18 protein-coding genes are annotated in these 21856 nt (G+C 68.2%); 9 read left to right on the top strand and 9 right to left on the bottom strand.

Features of this window, described 5'->3' with window-relative positions; translation table 11 throughout:
- Positions 1-22: 22 nt before the first annotated feature.
- The 7 genes from gyrA to dnaA form a co-directional block, all read right to left on the bottom strand.
- A complete protein-coding gene (gene gyrA, locus OO71_RS20580) occupies positions 23-2698 on the bottom strand; it encodes a DNA gyrase subunit A (protein WP_033291454.1) in 2676 nt (891 codons plus the stop codon).
- 49 nt (positions 2699-2747) lie between these two features.
- Positions 2748-4715, bottom strand: coding sequence for a DNA topoisomerase (ATP-hydrolyzing) subunit B (gene gyrB / locus OO71_RS20575; protein ID WP_033291453.1), 1968 nt, complete (start codon positions 4713-4715; stop codon positions 2748-2750).
- A 197-nt stretch (positions 4716-4912) separates the two neighbouring features.
- Positions 4913-5536 carry a DciA family protein gene (locus tag OO71_RS20570; protein WP_084145093.1) on the bottom strand — a complete coding sequence of 208 codons (624 nt, stop codon included), beginning with the start codon at positions 5534-5536 and terminating at the stop codon, positions 4913-4915.
- 109 nt (positions 5537-5645) lie between these two features.
- Positions 5646-6788, bottom strand: coding sequence for a DNA replication/repair protein RecF (recF, locus tag OO71_RS20565; RefSeq protein ID WP_033291452.1), 1143 nt, complete (start codon positions 6786-6788; stop codon positions 5646-5648).
- A gap of 19 nt (positions 6789-6807) precedes the next feature.
- Positions 6808-7698: a phosphogluconate dehydrogenase (NAD(+)-dependent, decarboxylating) gene (gene gnd, locus OO71_RS20560; RefSeq protein ID WP_033291451.1), complete on the bottom strand. Its 891-nt coding sequence runs from the start codon at positions 7696-7698 to the stop codon at positions 6808-6810.
- 48 nt (positions 7699-7746) lie between these two features.
- Positions 7747-8880, bottom strand: coding sequence for a DNA polymerase III subunit beta (dnaN, locus tag OO71_RS20555; RefSeq protein WP_033291450.1), 1134 nt, complete (start codon positions 8878-8880; stop codon positions 7747-7749).
- A gap of 824 nt (positions 8881-9704) precedes the next feature.
- A complete protein-coding gene (gene dnaA / locus OO71_RS20550; protein WP_033291449.1) occupies positions 9705-11357 on the bottom strand; it encodes a chromosomal replication initiator protein DnaA in 1653 nt (550 codons plus the stop codon).
- 611 nt (positions 11358-11968) lie between these two features.
- Between dnaA and rpmH the strand changes: the two genes are divergently transcribed.
- From rpmH to OO71_RS20510, 8 genes are all read left to right on the top strand, one after another.
- A complete protein-coding gene (gene rpmH / locus OO71_RS20545) occupies positions 11969-12112 on the top strand; it encodes a 50S ribosomal protein L34 (protein WP_033291448.1) in 144 nt (47 codons plus the stop codon).
- 21 nt (positions 12113-12133) lie between these two features.
- Positions 12134-12553 carry a ribonuclease P protein component gene (gene rnpA, locus OO71_RS49005; RefSeq protein ID WP_033291447.1) on the top strand — a complete coding sequence of 140 codons (420 nt, stop codon included), beginning with the start codon at positions 12134-12136 and terminating at the stop codon, positions 12551-12553.
- A 6-nt stretch (positions 12554-12559) separates the two neighbouring features.
- Complete coding sequence (yidD, locus tag OO71_RS20535; RefSeq protein ID WP_033291446.1) at positions 12560-12880, top strand: membrane protein insertion efficiency factor YidD; 321 nt, start codon at positions 12560-12562, stop codon at positions 12878-12880.
- A gap of 4 nt (positions 12881-12884) precedes the next feature.
- Entirely contained in the window at positions 12885-14033 is a 1149-nt protein-coding gene (gene yidC, locus OO71_RS20530; RefSeq protein WP_033291445.1) for a membrane protein insertase YidC, read from the top strand.
- A gap of 29 nt (positions 14034-14062) precedes the next feature.
- Positions 14063-14605, top strand: a complete 543-nt coding sequence (locus OO71_RS20525) for a Jag family protein (RefSeq protein ID WP_033291444.1) — start codon at positions 14063-14065, stop codon at positions 14603-14605.
- A 639-nt stretch (positions 14606-15244) separates the two neighbouring features.
- Positions 15245-15925 (top strand): 16S rRNA (guanine(527)-N(7))-methyltransferase RsmG, encoded by a 681-nt coding sequence (rsmG, locus tag OO71_RS20520; protein WP_033291443.1) that lies wholly within the window; start codon positions 15245-15247, stop codon positions 15923-15925.
- 86 nt (positions 15926-16011) lie between these two features.
- Positions 16012-16938, top strand: coding sequence for a ParA family protein (locus tag OO71_RS20515; RefSeq protein ID WP_033291442.1), 927 nt, complete (start codon positions 16012-16014; stop codon positions 16936-16938).
- A complete protein-coding gene (locus OO71_RS20510; RefSeq protein ID WP_033291441.1) occupies positions 16935-17939 on the top strand; it encodes a ParB/RepB/Spo0J family partition protein in 1005 nt (334 codons plus the stop codon). Before OO71_RS20515 ends, OO71_RS20510 begins: the two co-directional genes overlap by 4 nt.
- 118 nt (positions 17940-18057) lie before the next feature.
- Here the strand turns inward: OO71_RS20510 and OO71_RS20505 are convergent, their stop codons facing one another.
- Entirely contained in the window at positions 18058-19008 is a 951-nt protein-coding gene (locus OO71_RS20505) for a D-alanine--D-alanine ligase family protein (RefSeq protein WP_033291440.1), read from the bottom strand.
- 33 nt (positions 19009-19041) lie between these two features.
- Complete coding sequence (locus tag OO71_RS20500; protein WP_033291439.1) at positions 19042-20361, bottom strand: aminotransferase-like domain-containing protein; 1320 nt, start codon at positions 20359-20361, stop codon at positions 19042-19044.
- 182 nt (positions 20362-20543) lie between these two features.
- Here OO71_RS20500 and OO71_RS20495 point away from each other — a divergent pair, with 182 nt between their 5' ends.
- A complete protein-coding gene (locus OO71_RS20495; RefSeq protein ID WP_033291438.1) occupies positions 20544-21188 on the top strand; it encodes a GNAT family N-acetyltransferase in 645 nt (214 codons plus the stop codon).
- Positions 21189-21856 lie beyond the last annotated feature (668 nt).

Raw genomic sequence — 21856 nt, 5'->3', positions numbered from 1 at the left:
TTACCCGTGCGTGGGGCGCCGCTCACTGCTCCGGCGCCGTGCCGTCTTCTTCTGCCGTGGGCTCCGAAGCCGAGCCGGAGTCCGAGCCGGAGTCCGAACCCGGGTCCGCAACGGAAGCACCGTCCGAACCCGAACCCGAGGCCGATTCCGAGTCAACCAAAGCCTGGTCCGCATCCGCCACCGAGCCGTCCGGAACCTGCCCGGAATCCTCGGAGTCCACGTCACCATTGGCGACGTCCGAACCCTCGTCCGCGTTGCGTGCGACCGCGAGAAGAGTGGTGCCCTCCCCGAGATTCATCAGCCGCACCCCCTTGGTCTGCCGTCCCGCCTTGCGCACGTCCCGCGCCGGCGTGCGGATCACCCCGCCGCTGGACGTGATGGCGAACAGCTCATCGTCCTCGTCGACGATCAGTGCCCCCACCAGCCTGCCACGTTTGCTGTCGTGCTGGATGGTGAGCACGCCCTTGCCACCCCGGCCCTGCACCGGGTAGTCCTCGATCGGGGTCCGCTTCGCGTACGCCCCGTCCGTGGCGACGAGCAGGAACTTGTCCGGTTTGACCACGCTGATGCCGAGCAGCTCGTCACCGTCGTTGAACCGCATGCCGAGCACACCGGACGTCGGACGGCCCATCGGCCGCAGTGCCTCGTCGGTCGCGTGGAAGCGGATCGACTGGCCACCCGCGGACACGAGCAGCAGGTCGTCCTCGGCCGCGGCCAGCACCGCACCCATCAGCTCGTCGCCCTCGCGCAGGTTGATCGCGATGAGCCCGCCCGCCCGGTTGGAGTCGAAGTCGGTGAGCTTCGTCTTCTTGACCAGGCCCTTCTGCGTGGCCAGCACCAGATACGGCGCGACCTCGTAGTTCGGGATCTCGATGACCTGGGCGATCCGCTCGTCCGGCTGGAACGCGAGCAGGTTCGCCACGTGCTGGCCGCGCGCGTTGCGGTTGGCCTCGGGCAGGTCGTACGCCTTCGCCCGGTACACGCGGCCCTTGTTCGTGAAGAACAGGATCCAGTCGTGTGTGGAGCACACGAAGAAGTGCTGGACGATGTCGTCCTGCTTCAGCGTGGCGCCCTGCACGCCCTTGCCGCCGCGCTTCTGCGACCGGTACAGATCCGTTTTCGTCCGCTTGGCGTACCCCGTGCGGGTGATGGTGACCACGACGTCCTCGACCGCGATCAGGTCCTCGACCGACACCTCGCCGTCGAACGGGATGATCTGCGTCCGCCGGTCGTCGCCGTACTTGTCGACGATCTCCATCAGCTCGTCGCGGATGATCGACCGCTGCCGCTCGGGCCGCGCGAGGATGTCCTTGAGGTCGGCGATCTCGAGCTCGATCTCGGCGAGGGTGTCGATGATCCGCTGCCGCTCCAGTGCCGCCAGCCGGCGCAGCTGCATGTCGAGGATCGCGGTGGCCTGGATCTCGTCGATCTCGAGCAGTTCCATCAGGCCCGGCCGCGCCTCGTCGGCCGAGGGCGACCGCCGGATCAGGGCGATCACCTCGTCGAGCATGTCGAGCGCCTTGACCAGGCCACGCAGGATGTGGGCCCGTTCCTCGGCCTTGCGCAGCCGGTACCGGGTCCGCCGGACGATGACGTCCATCTGGTGCTTGACGTAGTGCCGGATGATCTGGTCGAGCCGCAGCGTGCGCGGTACGTCGTCGACCAGCGCCAGCATGTTGACGCCGAAGTTCTGCTGCAGCTGGGTGTGCTTGAAGAGGTTGTTCAGCACCACCTTCGCCACCGCGTCGCGCTTGAGCGTGACCACGATCCGCATGCCGGACCGGCTGTTGGACTCGTCGGCGATGTCGGCGATCCCGGTGACCTTGCCGTCGCGCACCAGGTGCGCGATGTTCTCGACCAGGTTGTCCGGGTTGACCTGGTACGGCAGCTCGGACACGACGAGCGTGGTGCGCCCCTTCGCGTCCTCCTCGACCTCGACCACCGCGCGCATCCGGATCGACCCGCGGCCGGTGCGGTACGCGTCCTCGATGCCGGACGTGCCAAGGATCATCGCCTTGGTCGGGAAGTCCGGGCCCTTGACCCGCACGAGCAGCGCGGCCAGCAGCTCGTCGTCGGTCGCCTCGGGGTTCTCCAGCGCCCAGACGACGCCTGCGGACACCTCGCGCAGGTTGTGCGGCGGGATGTTGGTGGCCATCCCGACCGCAATCCCGGAACCGCCGTTGACCAGCAGGTTCGGGAACCGCGACGGCAGCACGTCGGGTTCCTGCGTGCGGCCGTCGTAGTTGTCGGAGAAGTCGACGGTGTCTTCTTCGATGTCCGCCAGCATCTGCATGGCCAGCGGCGCGAGACGCGATTCGGTGTACCGCATGGCGGCGGCCGGGTCGTTGCCGGACGAGCCGAAGTTGCCCTGCCCGTCGATCAGCGGGTACCGCAGCGACCACGGCTGGGCGAGCCGCACGAGCGCGTCGTAGATCGCCGAGTCGCCGTGCGGGTGGTAGTTGCCCATGACGTCGCCGACGACGCGCGAGCACTTGTTGTACCCGCGGTCCGGGCGGAACCCGGAGTCGAACATCGAGTACAGGATCCGGCGCGCGACCGGCTTGAGGCCGTCCCGCACGTCCGGCAGCGCCCGCGACACGATGACGCTCATCGCGTAGTCGATGTAGGAGCGCTGCATCTCCTGCTGGATGTCGACCGGTTCGATCCGGTCGTGTTCCGGCGGCAAGGTTTCCGTCATGGGGTCCTTCTCGGTGAGCAGTCCTGGGGAAGCGGGTTACGGGGGACGCCTACACGTCCAGGAAGCGCACGTCCTTGGCGTTGCGCGTGATGAACGACCGGCGGGCCTCGACGTCCTCGCCCATCAGGACCGAGAAGAGATCGTCGGCCTGCGCCGCGTCGTCGAGGGTGACCTGCCCGAGCAAGCGGTTGGCCGGGTCCATCGTGGTCTCCCACAGCTCCTCGGCGTTCATCTCGCCGAGACCCTTGTAGCGCTGGATCGCGTCGTCCTTCGGCAGCCGGCGGCCCGCCTCGACCCCGGCCTGGATGACCGCGTCGCGTTCCTTGTCCGAATACGCGTACTCCGGCTCCTGCCGCGGCCACTTGATCTTGTACAGCGGCGGCCGCGAGAGGAACACGTGCCCGTGCTCGATCAGCGGCGTCATGAAGCGGAAGAGCAGGGTGAGCAGCAGCGTGGTGATGTGCTGGCCGTCGACGTCGGCGTCGGCCATCAGCACGATCTTGTGGTACCGCAGCTTCGACAGGTCGAAGTCGTCGTGGATCCCGGTGCCGAGCGCGGTGATCAGCGACTGGACCTCGGTGTTCTTCAGCACGCGGTCGATGCGGGCCTTCTCGACGTTGATGATCTTGCCGCGGATCGGCAGGATCGCCTGGTACATCGAGTCGCGGCCTTCCTTGGCCGAGCCACCGGCCGAGTCGCCCTCCACGATGTACAGCTCGCATTCGCCGGGGTCGTTCGAGCGGCAGTCCTTGAGCTTGCCCGGCAGCCCGCCGATCTCCAGCGCACCCTTGCGGCGTACCAGGTCCCGCGCCTTGCGGGCGGCGAGCCGGGCCTGCGCCGAGGAGATCGACTTGTTGATGATCGTCTTGGCTTCGCTCGGGTTGCGCTCGAACCAGTCGCCGAGCCATTCGTTCGACTGCTGCTGCACGAACGTCTTGGCCTCGCTGTTGCCGAGCTTCGTCTTCGTCTGGCCCTCGAACTGCGGTTCGGCCAGCTTGATCGACACGATCGCGGCGAGACCCTCGCGGACGTCGTCACCGGTGAGGTTGGCGTCCTTCTCCTTGAGCAGCTTCTTCTCGCGCGCGTACGCGTTGACCACGCGCGTGAGCGCCGCGCGGAAGCCCTCCTCGTGGGTACCGCCCTCGTGCGTGTTGATGGTGTTGGCGAACGTGTACACCGACGGCGTGAACCCGGTGTTCCACTGCATCGCGACCTCGACCTCGAGGCCGGTCCCCTTGGCGTCGAAGGAGATCACGCTCGCGTGGATCGGGTCCTTGCTGCCGTTGATGTGCTTGACGAAGTCCTCGAGCCCGCCCGGGTAGCAGTAGACCTTCTCCTTGACCCTGGCCTGCTTGCCCTCGGCGTCTTCCTCGGTCTCCTCGTCGGACACGCGCTCGTCGCGCAGTGACAACGTGAGGCCCTTGTTGAGGAACGCCATTTCCTGCAGGCGGCGCGAGATGGTCTCGAAGTTGTACGTGGTGGTCTCGAAGATGTTGTCGTCGGCCCAGAACGTGATGGTGGTGCCGGTTTCGGTGGCCGGGCCGAGGTCCTCGAGCGGACCCGGGACCTGGTCGGTGTACTCCTGCCGCCAGCTGCGCCCGGCGTACTTGACCTCGGCGAGCAGCGTCGTGGACAGCGCGTTCACCACCGAGACGCCGACGCCGTGCAGACCGCCGGACACCGCGTAGGAGTCGCTGTCGAACTTGCCGCCCGCGTGCAGGATGGTGAGCACGACCTCGAGCGTCGGCTTCTGCTCCTTGGGGTGCATGTCGACCGGGATCCCGCGGCCGTCGTCCACGACGCGCACCCCGCCGTCGGCGAGCAAGGTAACCTCGACCTTGGTGGCGTACCCCGCCATCGCCTCGTCGACGGAGTTGTCCACCACTTCCTGTACGAGGTGGTGGAGGCCGCGCTCACCGGTGGAACCGATGTACATGCCGGGGCGCTTGCGGACTGCTTCGAGGCCTTCGAGCACGGTGATGGACGACGCGTTGTACTCGCTATTGTTCTCGGTCACCGGCGTTGTTTCTCCTCGTCTCGCCCGAGCGGACGCTCGCTACTACAACAGTGTACTTGGCCGCGCTCGCTCACATGCGGCAAGGACACCCCTCAGTCGGTCACAGAGGCGCGAAATCACCCTCGGGCGAGTCCTTTCGTGTCCGCACCGGCGTGACCCGGTTCTCGGGGAACTCACCCGCTTGCGCGCAACCCGGGTCAGCCGTACGTGTCACGCGGCCCGCGACCGGGCACGTGCCGGGGCCCTTTCCGCCAGCTCGGGGCGGTCGGACCCTGGATCCGCATCCGCTTGACGACGCCGTGCCCGACGCCCGCGGCGATCTTCGCGAGCAGCTTCCCCTGCAGCAGCCGCAGCTGCGTGGCCCACGCGGTGGAGGTCGCGCGCACGGTCAGCTCGCCGTCCTTGAGCGTCACCGGCTGGGCGTGTTCGGCGACGTCCTCCCCCACGAGCCGGGCCCACTGCCCGAACACGCGCGCGTTGGTCATCGTGTCCTGCCAGCCGCTGTCCGAGATCAGCCGCGACACCAGGCGGCCGAGCGGCTGCGGGTCGCGTGCGTCGGCACCGGGGCCGGACCAGCGCCGCCGCCGGGGATTCTGGCCGCCGCCCCCGGTGATCCGGCCGCGGCGCAGGTTCGGCGGCGCCCCCCGTTCACGGGCCTTCGCCTTGGCTGCTTCGAGCGCCGCATGGGCCAGATCGCGGCCGGACGGCGCCGTCTCGTTCGGCCCAGCGGCGCCATCACGCTCGGTCGCGGCACGCGCGGAATCCCGCGCGGAGTCAGCGGCCCGGGCACTGTCAAGACCGCCATCGGGCCGATTCGTCACGCGCGGCGATGACGCTGCTCCGGGTTTATCCACACTGTCCACAGGTTTGTCCCCAGATCGGTGGGTAACTCGTGTGACGCCGGTCACCGGGCGTGGTCGTCCGGACTGTTCAGGCACGTTTCACCTCCCCGTCGGCCACCGTGAACTTGGCCCCGGCCAGTTCGGCCGGTACGTCCTCGTCCACCGCGGCGGTGATGAGCACCTGCTCGGCCCCCGCCGCGACCTCGGCCAGCCGCGCCCGCCGCTTGCGGTCGAGCTCCGCAAAGACATCGTCCAGCAACAGCACCGGTTCGCCCGCTTCGGCACGCAGGAGCTCGTAACTGCCGAGCCGAAGCGCCAGCGCGAACGACCACGATTCGCCGTGACTCGCGTACCCCTTCGCGGGCGCCTCGCCGAGAACCAGCTCCAGTTCGTCCCGATGCGGGCCGACCAGGCTGATGCCGCGCTCCAGTTCCTGCCGTCGCGTGCCGGCCAACGCCTTCAGCATCAGCTCGCGAAGCTGCTCCGGGTCCGCGCGCTCGCCTTCAACCGGCGTAAGCCCTTCACCGAGCGAAGACTTGTACGAGATCTTCGCCGGGCGCGAGTCGGGCGCGACGCCCATGTACGCGTCGGCCGCGTACGGCGCAAGGTCGGCGATGAGGTTCAACCGTGCTGCGAGGAGTTGCGCACCAGCCACCGAGAGATGGTCGTCCCACACATCGAGCGTCGACAGCGCGTACGGATCTTCGCGCCCCGTACGGCGTTTGCCCGCCGTCTTGAGAAGCGCGTTGCGTTGCTTCAGCACCTTCTCGTAGTCCGCGCGCACCCCGGCGTACCGCGGCGCGCGAAGCACGAGCAGCTCGTCCATGAACCGACGGCGTTCACTTGGGTCGCCGCGGACGAGCGCGAGGTCCTCGGGAGAGAACAGCACCGTACGCAGAATGCCGAGCACGTCACGGGGTTTGCCGACGGCGCCCCGGTTCACGCGAGCGCGATTGGCGCGCCCGGGCGTGATCTCGAGCTCGACCGTCATCTCGCGGTCTTCGTTGACCACGGCGACCCGGACGAGCGCGCGTTCGCAACCGTGCCGCACGAGGGGCGCGTCCGTGGCGACCCGGTGCGAGCCGAGGGTCGCCACGTAACCGATTGCTTCGAGCAGGTTCGTCTTCCCCCGGCCGTTCTGGCCGACGAGGACGACCGGCCCCGGTTCGAGGGCGAGGTCGGCCTGTGGCCAGGACCGGAAGTCGGTGACCTGGAGATGTCGCAGATACACGAGCGGGGACCCGCGGGAGCTAGCTCCCGGCCTTCTTCACGGAGTGCCCGCCGAACTGGTTGCGCAGTGCGGCCACCGCGCGCATCGCGGCGGAATCCTTCTGCCGCGAGGAGAACCGCGCGAACAGCGCCGCCGACAGCACCGGCGCGGGCACCGCGTGGTTCACCGCCTCCTCCAGCGTCCAGCGGCCTTCGCCGGAGTCCTCGACGTACCCCTCGAGATCGTCCAGCTCCGGGTCTTCGTCGAGCGCGCGCACCAGCAGGTCGAGCAGCCACGAGCGCACCACGGTGCCACGCTGCCAGCCCTTGATCACCGCGGGTACGTCGTCGACCACCTTCGACGCTTCGAGCAGTTCGAAGCCTTCGGCGTACGCCTGCATCACGCCGTACTCGATGCCGTTGTGGATCATCTTCGCGTAGTGCCCGGCGCCGACCGAGCCCGCGTGCGAGAAGCCTTCTTCGCGCGGACCTTCGGGACGAAGCGTGTCGAAGATCGGCATGGCCCGCTCGACGTCGGCCGCCGCACCGCCGACCATCAGGCCGTACCCGTTGTCCTTGCCCCACACCCCGCCGGACACGCCGCAGTCGAGGTAGCCGACGCCGTGCGTGGCGAGCAGGTCGGCGTTCAGCTTGTCGTCGGTGAACTTCGAGTTGCCGCCGTCGATCACCAGGTCGCCCTCGGACAGCAGCTCCCCGAGCTCGGTGACGGTCTGCCGGGTCGGGTCTCCGGCCGGGACCATGATCCACACGATCCGCGGCCCGGTCAGCTGGCTGACCAGGTCGGCCAGAGACGTCGAGTCGGTCACATCCGGGTTGCGGTCGTAGCCGACCACCTCGTGCCCGGCGGCGCGCAGCCGCTCGCGCATGTTGAAACCCATTTTGCCCAGGCCGACGAGACCCAGCTGAACCATGAGATCCCCTTACGTCAGAACGAAAATCCTCGGTGGGTGACCGGCCGGTCAGCCTGGCAGGCGGACCGGCATGAGCAGGTACAGGTACCCGGGGACGACGTTGCCCTCGGCGTCGGCGGGCTTGATGAGCGCCGGCCGGTTGGGGGTGGTGAAGGTGAGCTCCGCGCGGTCGCTGTGCAGCGCGCCGAGCCCGTCGACGAGGTAGCCGGGGTTGAACGCGATGGTGACCGGCTCGCCCTCGTAGTCGACCTGCAGTTCTTCCTCGGCGCTGCCCTCGTCGTCGCCGCCCGCGGAGAGCCGGAGGCTGCCGTCGCCGAACTCGAGCCGCACCTGGGTGCCGCGCTCGGCGACCAGCGACACGCGCTTGATCGACTCGGTGAGCGCTCCGACCTCGATGACCGCGCGTGACGTGTGGTTCGCGGGCAGCAGTTGGCGGTACGGCGGGAACTCGGCGTCGAGCAGGCGGGTGGTGGTGTAGCGACCGGCACCGGAAAGGCCGAGCAGGCCTTCGCCGCTGGCGAGCGCGAGCTGCACGGTGGTGCCGGCGCCGCCGAGGGTCTTGGCGGCTTCGGCGAGGGTGCGGGCGGGGACGAGCACCGCGGCGTCGGCGAGGCCCTCGGCCGGCTTCCAGGTGAACTCGCGCATGGCGAGCCGGAACCGGTCGGTGGCGACGAGCGTGAGCGTCTCGCCGGAGATCTCGAGCCGCATGCCGGTGAGCATCGGGAGCGTGTCGTCCTTGCCAGCCGCGGTGGCGACCTGGGTGACCGCCTGCCCGAAGACGTCGCCGGTGAGCTCGCCCGCGCGGGCGGGCTGGGACGGCAGCTGCGGGTAGTCCTCGACCGGCATGGTCGGGAGGCTGAACCGGGCGCTGCCGCACGTGATGGTGGCGCGGGAGCCGTCGACGGAGATCTCCACCGGCTGTGCGGGCAGTGCCTTGGTGATGTCGGCGAGGAGACGGCCGGAGACGAGCAGGCGGCCGCCGTCGGCGATGGTCGCGGGGACCCCGACGGTGGCGGAGACCTCGTAGTCGAACCCGGAGACGGTGAGCGCGTCGGACTCGCCGTCCGCGCCCGCGTCGAGGAGGACGCCGCCAAGGACCGGCACGGGAGGCCGGGAGGGGAGGCTTCTGGCCACCCACGCGACGGCGTCGGCGAGCCCGTCGCGCTCGACGCGGATCTTCATGCGCGCATCCTTTCGACAGCCGAGCCCCTCGGCTCGTGAAGGGGCCGCCGGGTACCCGTCGTGAGTACCGCGTGCGACCGGGTCCCCGCCGGTCCGGTCCGTCCCTGCGCAGAAACGGACCAGGTGCAGGCATCCACGTTAGGCCGTCGCCGGGGTCGCCGTCACCTCGGCCTCCCCTTGACTTTGTCGACAAGCCGACAGCCTTCGGAGCTTGTCCCCAGTTTCGTCCTCCGCCTGTTTTTGTTTTGTTCTCTCTAAGAAGAGATTTAAAAGCAGTAGCAGTAATAAGGGGTGTGGATTGTGTGGACAGAGCTCGTTGTGCCTGGTCGTGACTGAAGCACCCCTGTGGAGAGCCCTGGTGGTGGATCGGTGGATGAATCGGCCGATCGGTGGATGGTTTCGGGCCCGGGCCGATTCGTCCACAGGAAGACTCAGTTGTCCCCAGGGTTGTCCCCAGCTTCGGGCCGAGTTGTACCCAGGTTCTGGGGGTACTCGACGGGCTCGCGATCGCCCTGATGGGTGACGACCCACAACTGTGGATCAATTGTGGGCAACCTGGGGAATCCACGTGGACAACCCTGGGGACAACCTGTGGATTCAGTGTGAACGGGATGTGGATCGATTTCGGGTCGTCGCAGGTCCCGGATTCGTTGGCACTGTGGGCAAACTACCCACACCCTGGGGAAAACCCCTTGTGTATCAATGAGTTCGGGAAATTCTGCGTACAGCCGCGTACGCGCGTGTACGCAGCTTCGCGCGCGAAGCGTTGTAGGCCAACAAAAAGGCGCCACGGTGGTCCGTGGCGCCCTTCGCAGGTATTCGGGTTACTGGCGTGCTCGCTGCTTGATCCGCGACGTCAATTCCTGCACCTGGTCGTAGATGCGCCGGCGTTCGGCCATCTCCTTGCGGATCTTCTTGTCCGCGTGCATGACGGTGGTGTGGTCGCGGCCGCCGAACGTCTGCCCGATCTTCGGGAGCGACATCTCGGTGAGCTCGCGGCAGAGGTACATCGCGATCTGGCGGGCCGTGGCGAGCGCCTTCGTCTTGCCGGGCCCGCACAGGTCGTCGAGCGTCACGTCGAAGAACTCGGCGGTGACGCCCATGATGGTCGGCGCGGTGATCTCCGGCGTGTGCGAATCCGGGATCAGGTCGCGCAGCACGATCTCCGCGAGCCCGACCTCCACCGGCTGCTGGTTCAGCGACGCGAACGCGGTGACGCGGATGAGCGCGCCCTCGAGCTCCCGGATGTTCGCCTCGACGCGCGACGCGATGAACTCCAGCACCTCACCGGGCACCGCCAGCCGGTCCTGCGCCGCTTTTTTCCGCAGGATCGCGATCCGCGTCTCGAGCTCGGGCGGCTGGATGTCGGTGATCAGGCCCCATTCGAACCGCGTGCGCAGCCGGTCCTCCAGCGTCTCCAGCCGCTTGGGCGGCCGGTCGGAGCTGACCACGATCTGCTTGTTCGCGTTGTGCAGCGTGTTGAAGGTGTGGAAGAACTCCTCCTGCGTACCTTCCTTGCCCTCCAGGAACTGGATGTCGTCCACGAGCAGGATGTCGATGTCGCGGTACCGGCGCTGGAAGGCGACCTTGCGGTCGTCACGCAGGGAGTTGATGAAGTCGTTGGTGAACTCCTCGGTGGACACGTAGCGCACGCGCATCCCGGGGAACAGCCGTTGCGCGTAGTGCCCGACCGCGTGCAGCAGGTGCGTCTTGCCGAGCCCGGATTCACCCCAGATGAACAGTGGGTTGTACGCGCGCGCCGGCGCTTCGGCGACTGCGACGGCGGCTGCGTGCGCGAAGCGGTTGGACGCGCCGATGACGAAGGTGTCGAAGTTGTACTTCTCGTTCAGCTTCGTCTTCGACGTCTGCGGCTGCGCGGGTGCGGTGTACGGCTGCCCGGCGATCGGCTGTCCGGAGAACGTGGGCCAGATCTCGTTGGCGGCGGCGAGCGCTTCGCCCACTTCGTCGACCTCTTCGTCTGCGTCGTCGGTGTCGTCAGTGTCTTCGCGGAGCGGCTGCGGCGCTTCAGTGCGCACGGCCGCCTCGACCGGCGGACGCGACGGCGGCATCGGCGGGGGCGGGCTCTCCGGGCGGACGTGGTCGGCGCGGCCGTTCTCCGGGCGCGCGCCCTCTGGACGCACCTGGTCGGCGCGGGCGCCGTCGTTTTCCACCCGTGAGGGTGACGGCACATAGCGGGGTGCGGGTGCCACGTGCTCGGTGCTGTCCACCTTCACCGCGAGCGAGACCGGACGGCCGAGGCGACGCGACAGGGCGTCGGTGATCGAGGTGCGCAGCGCGCGTTCGATGGCTTCCTTCGCGAAGTCGCTCGGAGCGGCCAGCAGCGCGGTGCCGTCGAGAAGCCCGATCGGCCGGGTCACCCGCATCCAGGCTCGTTGCTGCGGGGACAGGGTGCCGTCGGACAGCTCCCGCACCACCTGCTCCCAGATGACGCCCAGATTGTGCTGGTGCTCGGACACCGGTCTGACTCCCCTCCCCTCGTCGGCGTGGACGCGCGCAACCACCCCGAGCACGTCCCGGACCGCTCCCCCAGAGCGCATGGCCGGACTCACCCGCACCACGGCACAGCGATATCCACATAGTTGTCCACAGCTGTGCACTAATGTACGGCGGTCCGCAGCCACGCCACCTGCGGGCTCGGCGTTCTCCCCGGGGTGCCTCCACACCCACCGGCACCGAGCGGCGGCGATGACCTGGCGTCCACCCCGCCCGGCAGCCCGAGAGAGGCACGCTAACAAGCCCCGGTCGATGCCACAAGACGTGGTGTCGCGCAAGCATTTCATGGTGTACGGCGTGTTGCCATTCGGTGCCGCGGTGTACCGGGCCGGGTGACCCCCGTCCGGTCGCGGTGCGTGGCGGAGGGGGTGGCTGCAGGTCTCCCGACCGGGGTGCGTACCCTCGTAAGGTCTCCCGTAAGCGACGGGTGCGTTTCGCGTGCCCAGGTATGTCGTCGCTCGTCGTGACGAGGCCACACGTTGGTAGGAGACACGCACGCCTTCCGTGCGACCCGTACGACAGCCGGGCGCCGGGGAATCCGCCGTCGCCCGACGGCCGAGACACAGGAGAAGCAGTGAGCAAGGGCAAGCGCACCTTCCAGCCGAACAACCGCCGCCGCGCACGGGTCCACGGTTTCCGCCTGCGCATGCGCACCCGTGCGGGCCGCGCCATCCTGTCGGCGCGCCGTCGCAAGGGCCGCGCCGAGCTGTCCGCCTGATCCGGCCGTATCGAGCCTCTCGTGCTGCCCGCTGCTGCACGTCTGCGGCGGAGTGAGGACTTCCGGGTCGTCCTCCGGCGGGGGTCCCGGGCAGGCAGGCGCCGGCTCGTCGTCCACGCGTTGACCACGGACCCGTCCGTGGCCGTCCCCGCGACGGCCAGGGCGGGTTTTGTGGTGAGCAAGGCCGTCGGCAACTCGGTGGTGCGCCACCGGGTCACCCGGCAGCTGCGGCACCTCGTTTCCGCCCGGCTCGGAACACTGCCCGCGGGCAGCTCGTTGGTGGTACGGGCATTGCCTCCGGCGGCGGCTGCCTCGAGCGCGGAGCTCGGCGCCGATCTCGACGCCGCACTGCGCCGGCTCGGTCTTCCGGCGCCGGGGTCCGATGCTCCCCGGCAGCCGCGCCAGCAGGGCACGGCCCCCGATCACGGATCAGCGGTGTAAACGGCCATGGAAGCCACCCCCGAGCAGGATGTTCCACCCGTGGAAGAGAAGCCACCCCGGCCGGGCCCGGTCGCGTGGGTACTGCTCCTTCCCGTGCGGTTCTACCGCAAGGCGATCTCGCCCTTTCTCCCGCCGGCTTGCCGGTTCTACCCGAGCTGCAGCGCGTACGCGGTCGAAGCCCTGACCCGCCACGGCGCGGCTCGCGGCTCCTACCTCGCGCTGCGCCGGCTGCTTCGCTGCGGCCCGTGGACCCTGCCCGGCCGCGACCCCGTGCCCGAGAAGTTCTCGTGGCGACACCGCATGCCTGAAACACCGATCGAGGAGTAGCTCAGTGCTCGATTTCATCTACTACCCCGTGTCCTTCATCTTGTGGTGTTGGCACAAGGTCTTCGGGTTCGCCTTCGGGGAAGCCACGGCTATCTCCTGGATCCTCGGCATCATCTTCCTCACGTTCACCGTGCGCGGCATCATGTTCAAGCCGTTCGTGAACCAGGTCCGGTCGATGAAGAAGATGCAGGACTTCGCGCCGGAGATGAAGAAGATCCAGAAGAAGTACGCGAACGACCGGCAGCGCCAGGCGCAGGAGATGCAGAAGCTCCAGCGCGAACACGGCGTCAACCCGCTCGGCAGCTGTCTTCCGATGATCCTGCAGATCCCGGTCTTCATCGGCCTGAACCACGTGCTCCGTGCGTTCACCTTCCCGCCGCCCGGCGGCGGCCCGAAGACCGAGAACTACTTCTTCACCGAGCACGACGTCGTGTCCTACACGAGCGCCAAGCTGTTCGGCGTCAACCTGGGCGAGGCGGTCAACAACGGCGTCGGCGCGGTCGCCGGTAACGTCGCGAACGGCGGCTGGCACTGGAACGTGCTCCCGGTGGCGCTGCCGCTGATGATCGTCGCGGCGATCGCCACGCACCTCACCGCGCGGCACTCGGTGTCCCGGCAGAACGCGGCCGCGGCGGGCAGCCAGCAGACCGCGATCATGAACAAGCTGACGATGTACATCTTCCCGCTCGGCGTGCTCGTGTTCGGTGCGTTCTTCCCGCTGGGCCTGCTCTTCTACTGGCTCGCGAACAACGGCTGGACGCTGATGCAGCAGCGCATCGTCTACACCAGGATCGACAAGGAAGAGACCGCCCGCAAGGAAGAAGCCGCCGAGAAGCGCGCGTCGCTCGGACCGAAGCCGGGCCAGAAGCCGACCGCGCCGCGGGTCGGGCAGAAGCCGGTGCAGCAGAAGAAGAACCAGCAGCAGGGGCAGCAGCGCAAGGTGACCAAGGCCGGTTCGGCGCACGGGTTCGCGCAGACGTCGTCGGGTTCTTCTGACGGTGGTGTCGCGTCCTCGGAGAAGAAGGCCGCCGACTCTGGCGACGGCACGGACAGCGCGCCGAAGCAGTCCCCGAACGGATCGAAGGAGAACGGCACCGGGGTGCCCGGACTCCTCAAGGACTCGAACAGGAAGTCGGGCCGGAAGCGTCGCTGACGCGAACCGGTTCGGAGAGGAGACGAAAGATGTCGGAGACGGTCGACACGATCGACGCCGATCAGGACGAAACAAGCGCACTGGCCGAACCGAAGCAGGGCGGTGACGACGACACCCTCGTGCGGGAAGGTGACATCGCCGGCGACTATCTCGAGCGCCTGCTGGACCTGCTCGACTACGACGGCGACATCGACCTGGACGTCGAAGCAGGCCGCGCCATCGTGAGCATCGACGGCGGAGAGGACCTGGAGAAGCTGGTCGGCACCCGTGGCACGGTGCTCGAAGCGCTGCAGGAGCTCACCCGCCTGGCAGTCCAGCAGGAGACGGGCTCGCGCAGCCGCCTGATGCTGGACATCGCGGGCTGGCGAGCCGACCGCCGCGAGGAGCTCCGCGAACTGGGCCGCTCGACGGCCGAGTCGGTGCTGTCGAACGGCGAGCGCGTCCGGCTGCAGCCGATGAGCCCGTTCGAGCGCAAGGTCGTCCACGACGCAGTGGCAACCGTGAAGGGCGTCACGAGCGAGAGCGAGGGCGAGGACCCGAAGCGCCGGGTGGTGATCTTCCCGGAGGAGTAAGGGTTTTCGGGAGTACTGAGCAGAGGCGGTCCACCGGTGATTCCGGTGGGCCGCTTTCTTTTGCGCTTTTGTGTGCTGTGGCTCTCTGACACGGGGTTGGACCGGGCGGGGTCAGTGCGGTGGACTGTTGGTTGCTTGAGGGGCGCGGCGCACCTGTCGGGGTTCGCCTTCTCTCCGACTGGCCAGCCATCCCGTCCGCCCCGGCCCTGCCCGTCCGCTCCTCCCGCTCGACGTCCCGCTGTCGCCACGCCGCCATGCCGACCGCGTTGCGTCGGCGACCGGATGCTCCGCACTGCCTTGCGACGGCATGTCCCCCACCCCTCGCCATGCCACGCCGCGGAAGTCCCACTTCTGCCGTCACCTTCGTCTTCCCGGCTCCCATCCCCTCCTCTTGCCGCGCTCGACACCCGGCGCGATCAACCACCCCACCGTCGATCGAATTACAACCATGGCGTTTCACGTGAAACCGCGCGACTCCCACCCGCGTCCCCGTTTCACGTGAAACCACCCTGTGGATCACTCGGCGACTCGAGTGGAGTTGTCCACAGTTGCGGTCTGTCGGCTCGATTTGGCGTCCGCATCAGGGACAATCGAAGGAGCGCGTTTCACGTGAAACGCGCGGAGCGAGGAGTGGAAGTAGTGAGCTTGGACGGCGCCACCGGGACGTTCCGGACCGCGGCGGTGGAGGTGTTCGGGGAGCGCGTCGATCAAGCCGCTGGGTACGTGGAGCTGCTGGCGACCCACGGGGTCGAGCGGGGGTTGATCGGGCCGCGCGAGGTGGATCGGCTGTGGGAGCGGCACGTGCTGAACTCCGCGGTGATCGGGGAGCAGATCCCGTCCGGGGTGCGGGTGGTCGATGTCGGGTCGGGTGCCGGGCTTCCGGGTGTACCGCTGGCGATCGCTCGACCGGACCTCGCTATCGTTCTCCTGGAACCCATGGCTCGCCGGGTCGACTGGCTGGCCGAGGTCGCCGAGAAGCTGGAACTCCCGATCACCATCGTCCGTGGACGCGCGGAAGAGCGGTCCGTGCGCGAGCAGCTGGGTGGCGCCGATGTCGTCACCGCTCGTGCGGTCGCTCCCCTCGCTCGGCTCGCGGGCTGGTGCCTTCCCCTGGTTCGTCCCGAAGGTCGGCTGGTTGCCCTCAAAGGTGCCAGTGCGGCCGAGGAGATCTCCCGCGACCGCGACGCGGTCCGCAAGGCCGGCGGGGCCGACCCGGTGATCGCCGAATGTGGAAAGGCTGTACTCGAAGTCCCCAGCACGGTGGTCCTGATCCGTCGCCTACCGTCTAAGCCGACCCGGCCACGCGGCAGGCGGAGCTAACGAACGACAACGACCGCGTCGTTCCACGTGAAACATCGCGGTGCGAACGCCCACGAATCGTCTATCAGGAGGAGGTGTCGAGACCGGTGAATCCCCCACCGTCCGACTCCGCACAGGCCAGCCAGGAGATGGGCTGGACGCCGATCGCCGAAGAAGCCGTCCGGGCCGCGAGCGTGTTGCATCCGAAGGAAGGGGAACTCCCCCGTCCGACGCGGCGCCGCGTGCTGACCGTTGCGAACCAGAAGGGTGGCGTCGGCAAGACGACGAGCACCGTCAACCTGGCGGCGGCGCTCGCCGTGCATGGGTTGAAGACGCTGGTGATCGACCTCGACCCGCAGGGCAACGCGAGCACCGCGCTCGACATCGACCACCGGTCCGGGACACCGTCGATCTACGAGGTCCTCATCGGTGAGGTCTCGATTGTCGACGCCGCCGCCAACAGCGAGCAGTCGCCGAACCTCTTCTGCGTGCCCGCCACGATCGACCTCGCGGGCGCGGAGATCGAGCTGGTCTCCATGGCGAACCGCGAGACGCGGCTCAAGGAGGCGCTGTCGTCCGAGATGCTGGACCAGCTCGGCGTCGACTACGTCTTCATCGACTGCCCGCCGTCGCTAGGTCTCCTCACCGTCAACGCGATGGTGGCGGCGCAGGAGGTGCTGATCCCGATCCAGTGCGAGTACTACGCACTCGAGGGTCTCGGGCAGCTGCTGAGCAACATCGAGCTCGTGCAGCAGCACCTCAACCGCGAGCTCCGCGTGTCGACGATCCTGCTCACCATGTACGACGGCCGCACGAAGCTGGCCGACCAGGTGACCAACGAGGTCCGGAACCACTTCGGCGACACGGTGCTGAAAACCGTGATCCCGCGCAGCGTCAAGGTGTCCGAGGCGCCCGGCTACGGCCAGACGGTGCTCGCCTACGACCCCGGTTCGCGCGGAGCGATGAGCTACCTCGACGCGGCGAAGGAGATCGCCGAGCGGGGCGCGAACGATGAGAGGAGCAGCACCACATGACTGAGCGCAGAGGAGGGCTCGGCCGCGGGCTCGCGGCCCTGATCCCGACCGGGCCGACCGCGCCTCCGGCAGGCGATGGCGGTACGCCTGCGGAGAAGGTGGTGCGCGAAGACAAGGGCTGGTTCGCGGCGAACGGTGCGGCGAATCCGGTCAGCGGCGAGGTCGCCGGTGCGGTTTACCGCGAGATTCCGGTCAGCGCGATCAAGCCCAACCCGAAGCAGCCTCGGCAGGTATTCGACGAGGAAGCGCTCGCCGAACTCGAGCACTCCATCCGCGAGTTCGGGCTCATGCAGCCGATCGTCGTGCGGGAACTCGGCAACGACGAGTACGAGCTCGTCATGGGCGAGCGCCGGCTGCGGGCGTCGCAGCAGGCCGAGCTCGAGGCGATCCCGGCGATCGTGCGGCAGACCGCCGACGAGTCGATGTTGCGTGACGCGTTGCTGGAGAACATCCACCGCGTCCAGCTGAACCCGCTCGAAGAAGCGGCGGCGTACCAACAGTTGCTCGACGAGTTCGCGGTGACGCACGAGGAGCTCGCCGGTCGCATCGGCCGGAGCCGTCCGGTCATCACGAACACCATCCGGCTGCTCAAACTCCCCCTCCCCGTGCAGCGCCGGGTCGCCGCCGGAGTGCTGTCCGCCGGGCACGCCCGCGCGCTGCTGTCGCTGGAAGATCCGGAAAGCCAGGAAGAACTGGCGGCGCGGATCGTCGCGGAAGGCATGTCGGTGCGCGCCACCGAGGAAGCCGTCACGCTGAAGAAGAGTGAGAAACCGGCCAAGCCGAAGGCCGCGCCGCGCAAGCCGATCCAGGCGCCCGGGTTGCAGGAACTCGCGAACCGGCTCTCCGATCGCTTCGACACCCGGGTGAAAGTCGACCTCGGACGGCGCAAGGGACGCATCGTTCTCGAGTTCGGGTCGGTCGACGACCTCGAGCGGATCGTCTCGATCATCGACGCGAACTCGGGCGAAAAACCGGCGAATTCGGACAGCGAAACCGACTAGGGATCGACCCACGGTCGTTTCGTCACGGTGATGATTGCGCACACGGTCAGCGGCAATCACACTGAGTGCCTGCCGGAAACGCCGGTGCGGGGAGGGCCGCCGCCCACCCCGCACCGCTTCAGTTCGCTCGAGCGACCGCGCGGGCGACGAGATCCGCGAACACCGAACCGAGCGTCTTCCCGGCAGCTTCGACGGCCATCGGCACCGTCGAGGTTTCGGTCAGCCCCGGCGACAGGTTCACCTCGAGGAAGTGCACTCCCCCGTCCGGCGTGATGACCGCGTCGGTGCGGGAGATGTCGCGCAGCCCGAGCCACTTGTGTGCGGCGACGGCCAGCTCGCCGACCGCCTTCTCCGCTTCCGCGGAGATTCGCGCGGGGGTGAAGAAATCGGTGAGACCTGCGGTGTAGCGCGCGGCATAGTCGTAGACGCCGCTCTCCGGCACGATCTCGACCGCAGGCAGGGCCTCAGCCCCGTTCTCCCCTTCGATGACCGTGACGGCCACCTCGACGCCGTCCACGAACCGTTCCGCGAGCACCGTGTCGCCGTACGCGAAGCAGCCGACCATCGCCGCGGGTAGTTCCGCCGCCTCCCGCACCACCTGGGTACCCAGCGCGGACCCGCCCTGGTCCGGCTTCAGGATCATCGGGAGCCCGAGCCGGTCGACCATCGCGTCGAGCACCGACTGCGCGCCCAGCTCGCGGAAAGTGCTGTGCGGCAACACAATCCAGTCCGGCGTCGCGAATCCGGCCTGCTGGATGAACGCCTTCGCGGACGGCTTGTCCCACGCGCGACGGCAGCCCTGGGAGTGGGTGCCGACGAACGGTACGTCGAGCATCTCGAGCACGGTCTGCACCGACCCGTTCTCGCCCTCGCCGCCGTGCAGCGCGACGACCACCGCGTCCGGCCGCTGGTTGCGCAGCCGTTCCAGCAGACCGGCGTCGGTGTCCCACTCCTCCACCGTGAGCCCCTCGGCCCGCAGCGCGGCGGACAGCCGTCGCCCGGACCGCAGCGAGACGTCACGTTCGTGGGAAAGCCCGCCGGCGAGCACGGCAACGGTACGGTCGACCACCGTGGGAACTCCTTAGTGTTGCTGGGGGGCCGGTCAGACCGTGTCCGGAGACGGGGTCTCTGGCCCCGGGATGGTGCGTGCCTTCACGCTACCGAAAGTGCGGCTGAGGTCCATTTCGGACTCCAGCACGGCGGCGAGCCGCCGCACGCCCTCGCGGATGCGCTCCGGCGTCGGATAGCAGTACGACAACCGCATCTGGCGGGAGCCGAAACCGTCGGCGTAGAAGCCGGTACCCGACGCATACGCCACGCGCGCGGTGACCGCGCGGGGCAACATTGCTTTGGTGTCAACGCCTTCCGGCACTGTCACCCACACGTAGAAGCCGCCGTCGGGGTTCGTCCACGAGCAGCCGGGAGGCAGATACTGTTGCAGCGCCGACAACATCGCGTCGCGGCGCTCGCGGTAGTTCTCCCGGAACTTCTTGACCTGGCCCTTCCAATCGTGCGTCGCGAGGTACCGCGAGACGATCATCTGGTTGAACGTCGGCGGGCACAGCGTCGCGGATTCCGCTGCCAGCACCAGCTTTTCGCGCACCGCGTGCGGCGCGAGCACCCAGCCGACCCGGAGGCCGGAGGCGAACGTCTTCGAGAACGAGCCGAGGTACACGACGTTGTCCGGGTCGAGCGAGCGCAGCGCCGGGTACGTCTGGCCGTCGAAACCGAGCAGGCCGTACGGGTTGTCCTCGACGATGAGCACGCCGTACTCGCGGCAGATCTCCACGATCTCCGCGCGCCGGTCGAGCGCCAGCGTGACACCGGCCGGGTTGTGGAAATTCGGGATGGTGTAAAGGAATTTGGCGCGTTTACCGGCCTTTTCCGTCTGCCGCAACGCTTCGCGCAGCCCTTCGGGCACGAGCCCGTGCTCGTCCATCGCGACGTGCACGACATTCGCCTGGTACGCGGAAAACGAGCCGAGCGCGCCGACGTACGACGGTCCTTCGGCGATCACGACGTCACCCGGGTCGCAGAAAAGCCGGGTGACCATGTCGAGGCCCATCTGGGAACCGACCGTGACCACGACGTCGTCGGGGTGCGCCTTGATCCCTTCGAGGGACATGATTTCGCAGATCTGGTCGCGCAGCGCAGGAACGCCGTGCGCGGACCCGTACTGCAGCGCGACAAGCCCCTCGGTCGCGATGATCTCGCCGACCTGTGCCGACAGCGTGTCGAGCGGCAACGCGGCGAGGTTCGGCATCCCCCCGGCGAGCGAAACGACCTCCGGCCGGCTAGCCACTGCGAAAAGCGCGCGAATCTCGGATGCGGTCATCCCTGCGGTACGTGCTGCGTACCGGTCGAGATGAGGGTCGAGATTATGGCGGCCGCTCTGCGGCTTGGCGGGACGGTTCTCGGTCATCGGACACCTGAGGGTTCGGTAGGTACCTGCGGGTAGATCCATCGAGTGTAACCGGGGCCTCTTCCGGCTTCCCGCTCTTCCGGCGCTTGTCACATCGGCCTATCCTCGGGGTGGTTCTTCCGGTGCTGCCTGCGCTCTTGCGGGTCTTGAAGCCGGAGTCACGGGGTCCAGGGAGGTCACGGGTGTCGCGTCGCGTGGTTGGCGTCACACTGGACAACCTCGAGCATCTGCCCAAAAACTGTCGGCAGTGTGTGTACTGGGAGCTTGCCCCGCACCTGAAGGCGCAGGCCGAGGAGTACGGCTCCACCGAGGTCGAAAAGGAAGCCTGGGTGTCGAGCGTGCTGCTGGAGTGGGGCTCGTGCGGCCGCATCGTCTACAGCGACACACTGCCGGTCGGTTTCGTGCTGTATGCCCCGCCGAACGCGGTCCCGCGCTCGGCGGCGTTCCCGACGTCACCACCCAGCGCCGACGCCGTCCTGCTCACCGCATTCCAGATCCTGCCGGAATTCCGCGGCGGCGGCCTCGGCCGCATGCTGGTGCAAGCCGTGGCGAAAGACCTGACCAAACGAGGCGTCCGAGCCATCGAATCCTTCGGCGACGCCATGCCGGACGAGGAGGACCCGCTCGGCCAGCACGCGTGCGTGCTGCCGTCGGCGTTCCTGCAGAGCGTGGGCTTCAAGACGGTGCGCCCGCACCCGAAGTACCCGCGGCTACGACTGGAACTGCGCTCGGCGATCACGTGGAAGGAAGACGTCGAGGCCGCCCTCGAACGGCTACTGGGCCAGGTGACGATCACAACCGCAGAACCAAGCCTCGGCAGGGCTTGAGGGGTCCCTTCGCTCCTTGTTGCTGGAGTTCGTGGACCGCGAGTTTCGCCCGCGGCTTTGTCGCTGTCGCTCGCCCCGATCCGGACGGTATTGCCCGCACCGCCGACGCACCGCCCGTCCCGGCGGCCACCCCTCATTGACGGTCACTGTCTGTATTCGTCGTCCGTGCCTCCCCGTCGATTTCCCCGCACCTCCGGCGCCGCTCCCGACTCGCCAAAGAATCTCGTTCCGCCGTCCCGATCGCCGAACGAACCGCATCAACCGAGGTCAGCCCGGGGCCACCCGCCGCACTTCTTCCTGCTGCGAACTACCGCCGCCGACGCTGGCGCCGCCTCCGGGAAACCTCCCATACCACCTTCTCGCCGCCAGCAAAACACCCACTCCTGGTACCTGTGCACAACTGTGGAAGAGTCCCGAAGTTATCCACAGATTGCAGATAGAGGCAGTGGAAAACCTGTGGATGGGTAGACTGGATTTGGGGACGCCCCCCTGGGAGGGCGGAGGCTGCCCCCAGGTGTGGTGGGTGCTGGCGCGGTGGGGCGCAAGTTGTTGTGGCTGCGGTCAAGCGGTGTGGTGGCTCCGGTTGTTGGGGGTGTGGTGGGTGGAGTGGGCGCTCGGCTGCCGGTGATCGGGTTTGGGTGGGGGCGAGGGGTGGGCTCGTCGGCGGT

The sequence above is a fragment of the Amycolatopsis jejuensis genome (assembly GCF_000717335.1).
Lineage (GTDB): Bacteria > Actinomycetota > Actinomycetes > Mycobacteriales > Pseudonocardiaceae > Amycolatopsis > Amycolatopsis jejuensis.
Note: the sequence above shows the minus strand (reverse complement) of the source record. Positions and strands in the feature narration are given on the sequence as shown.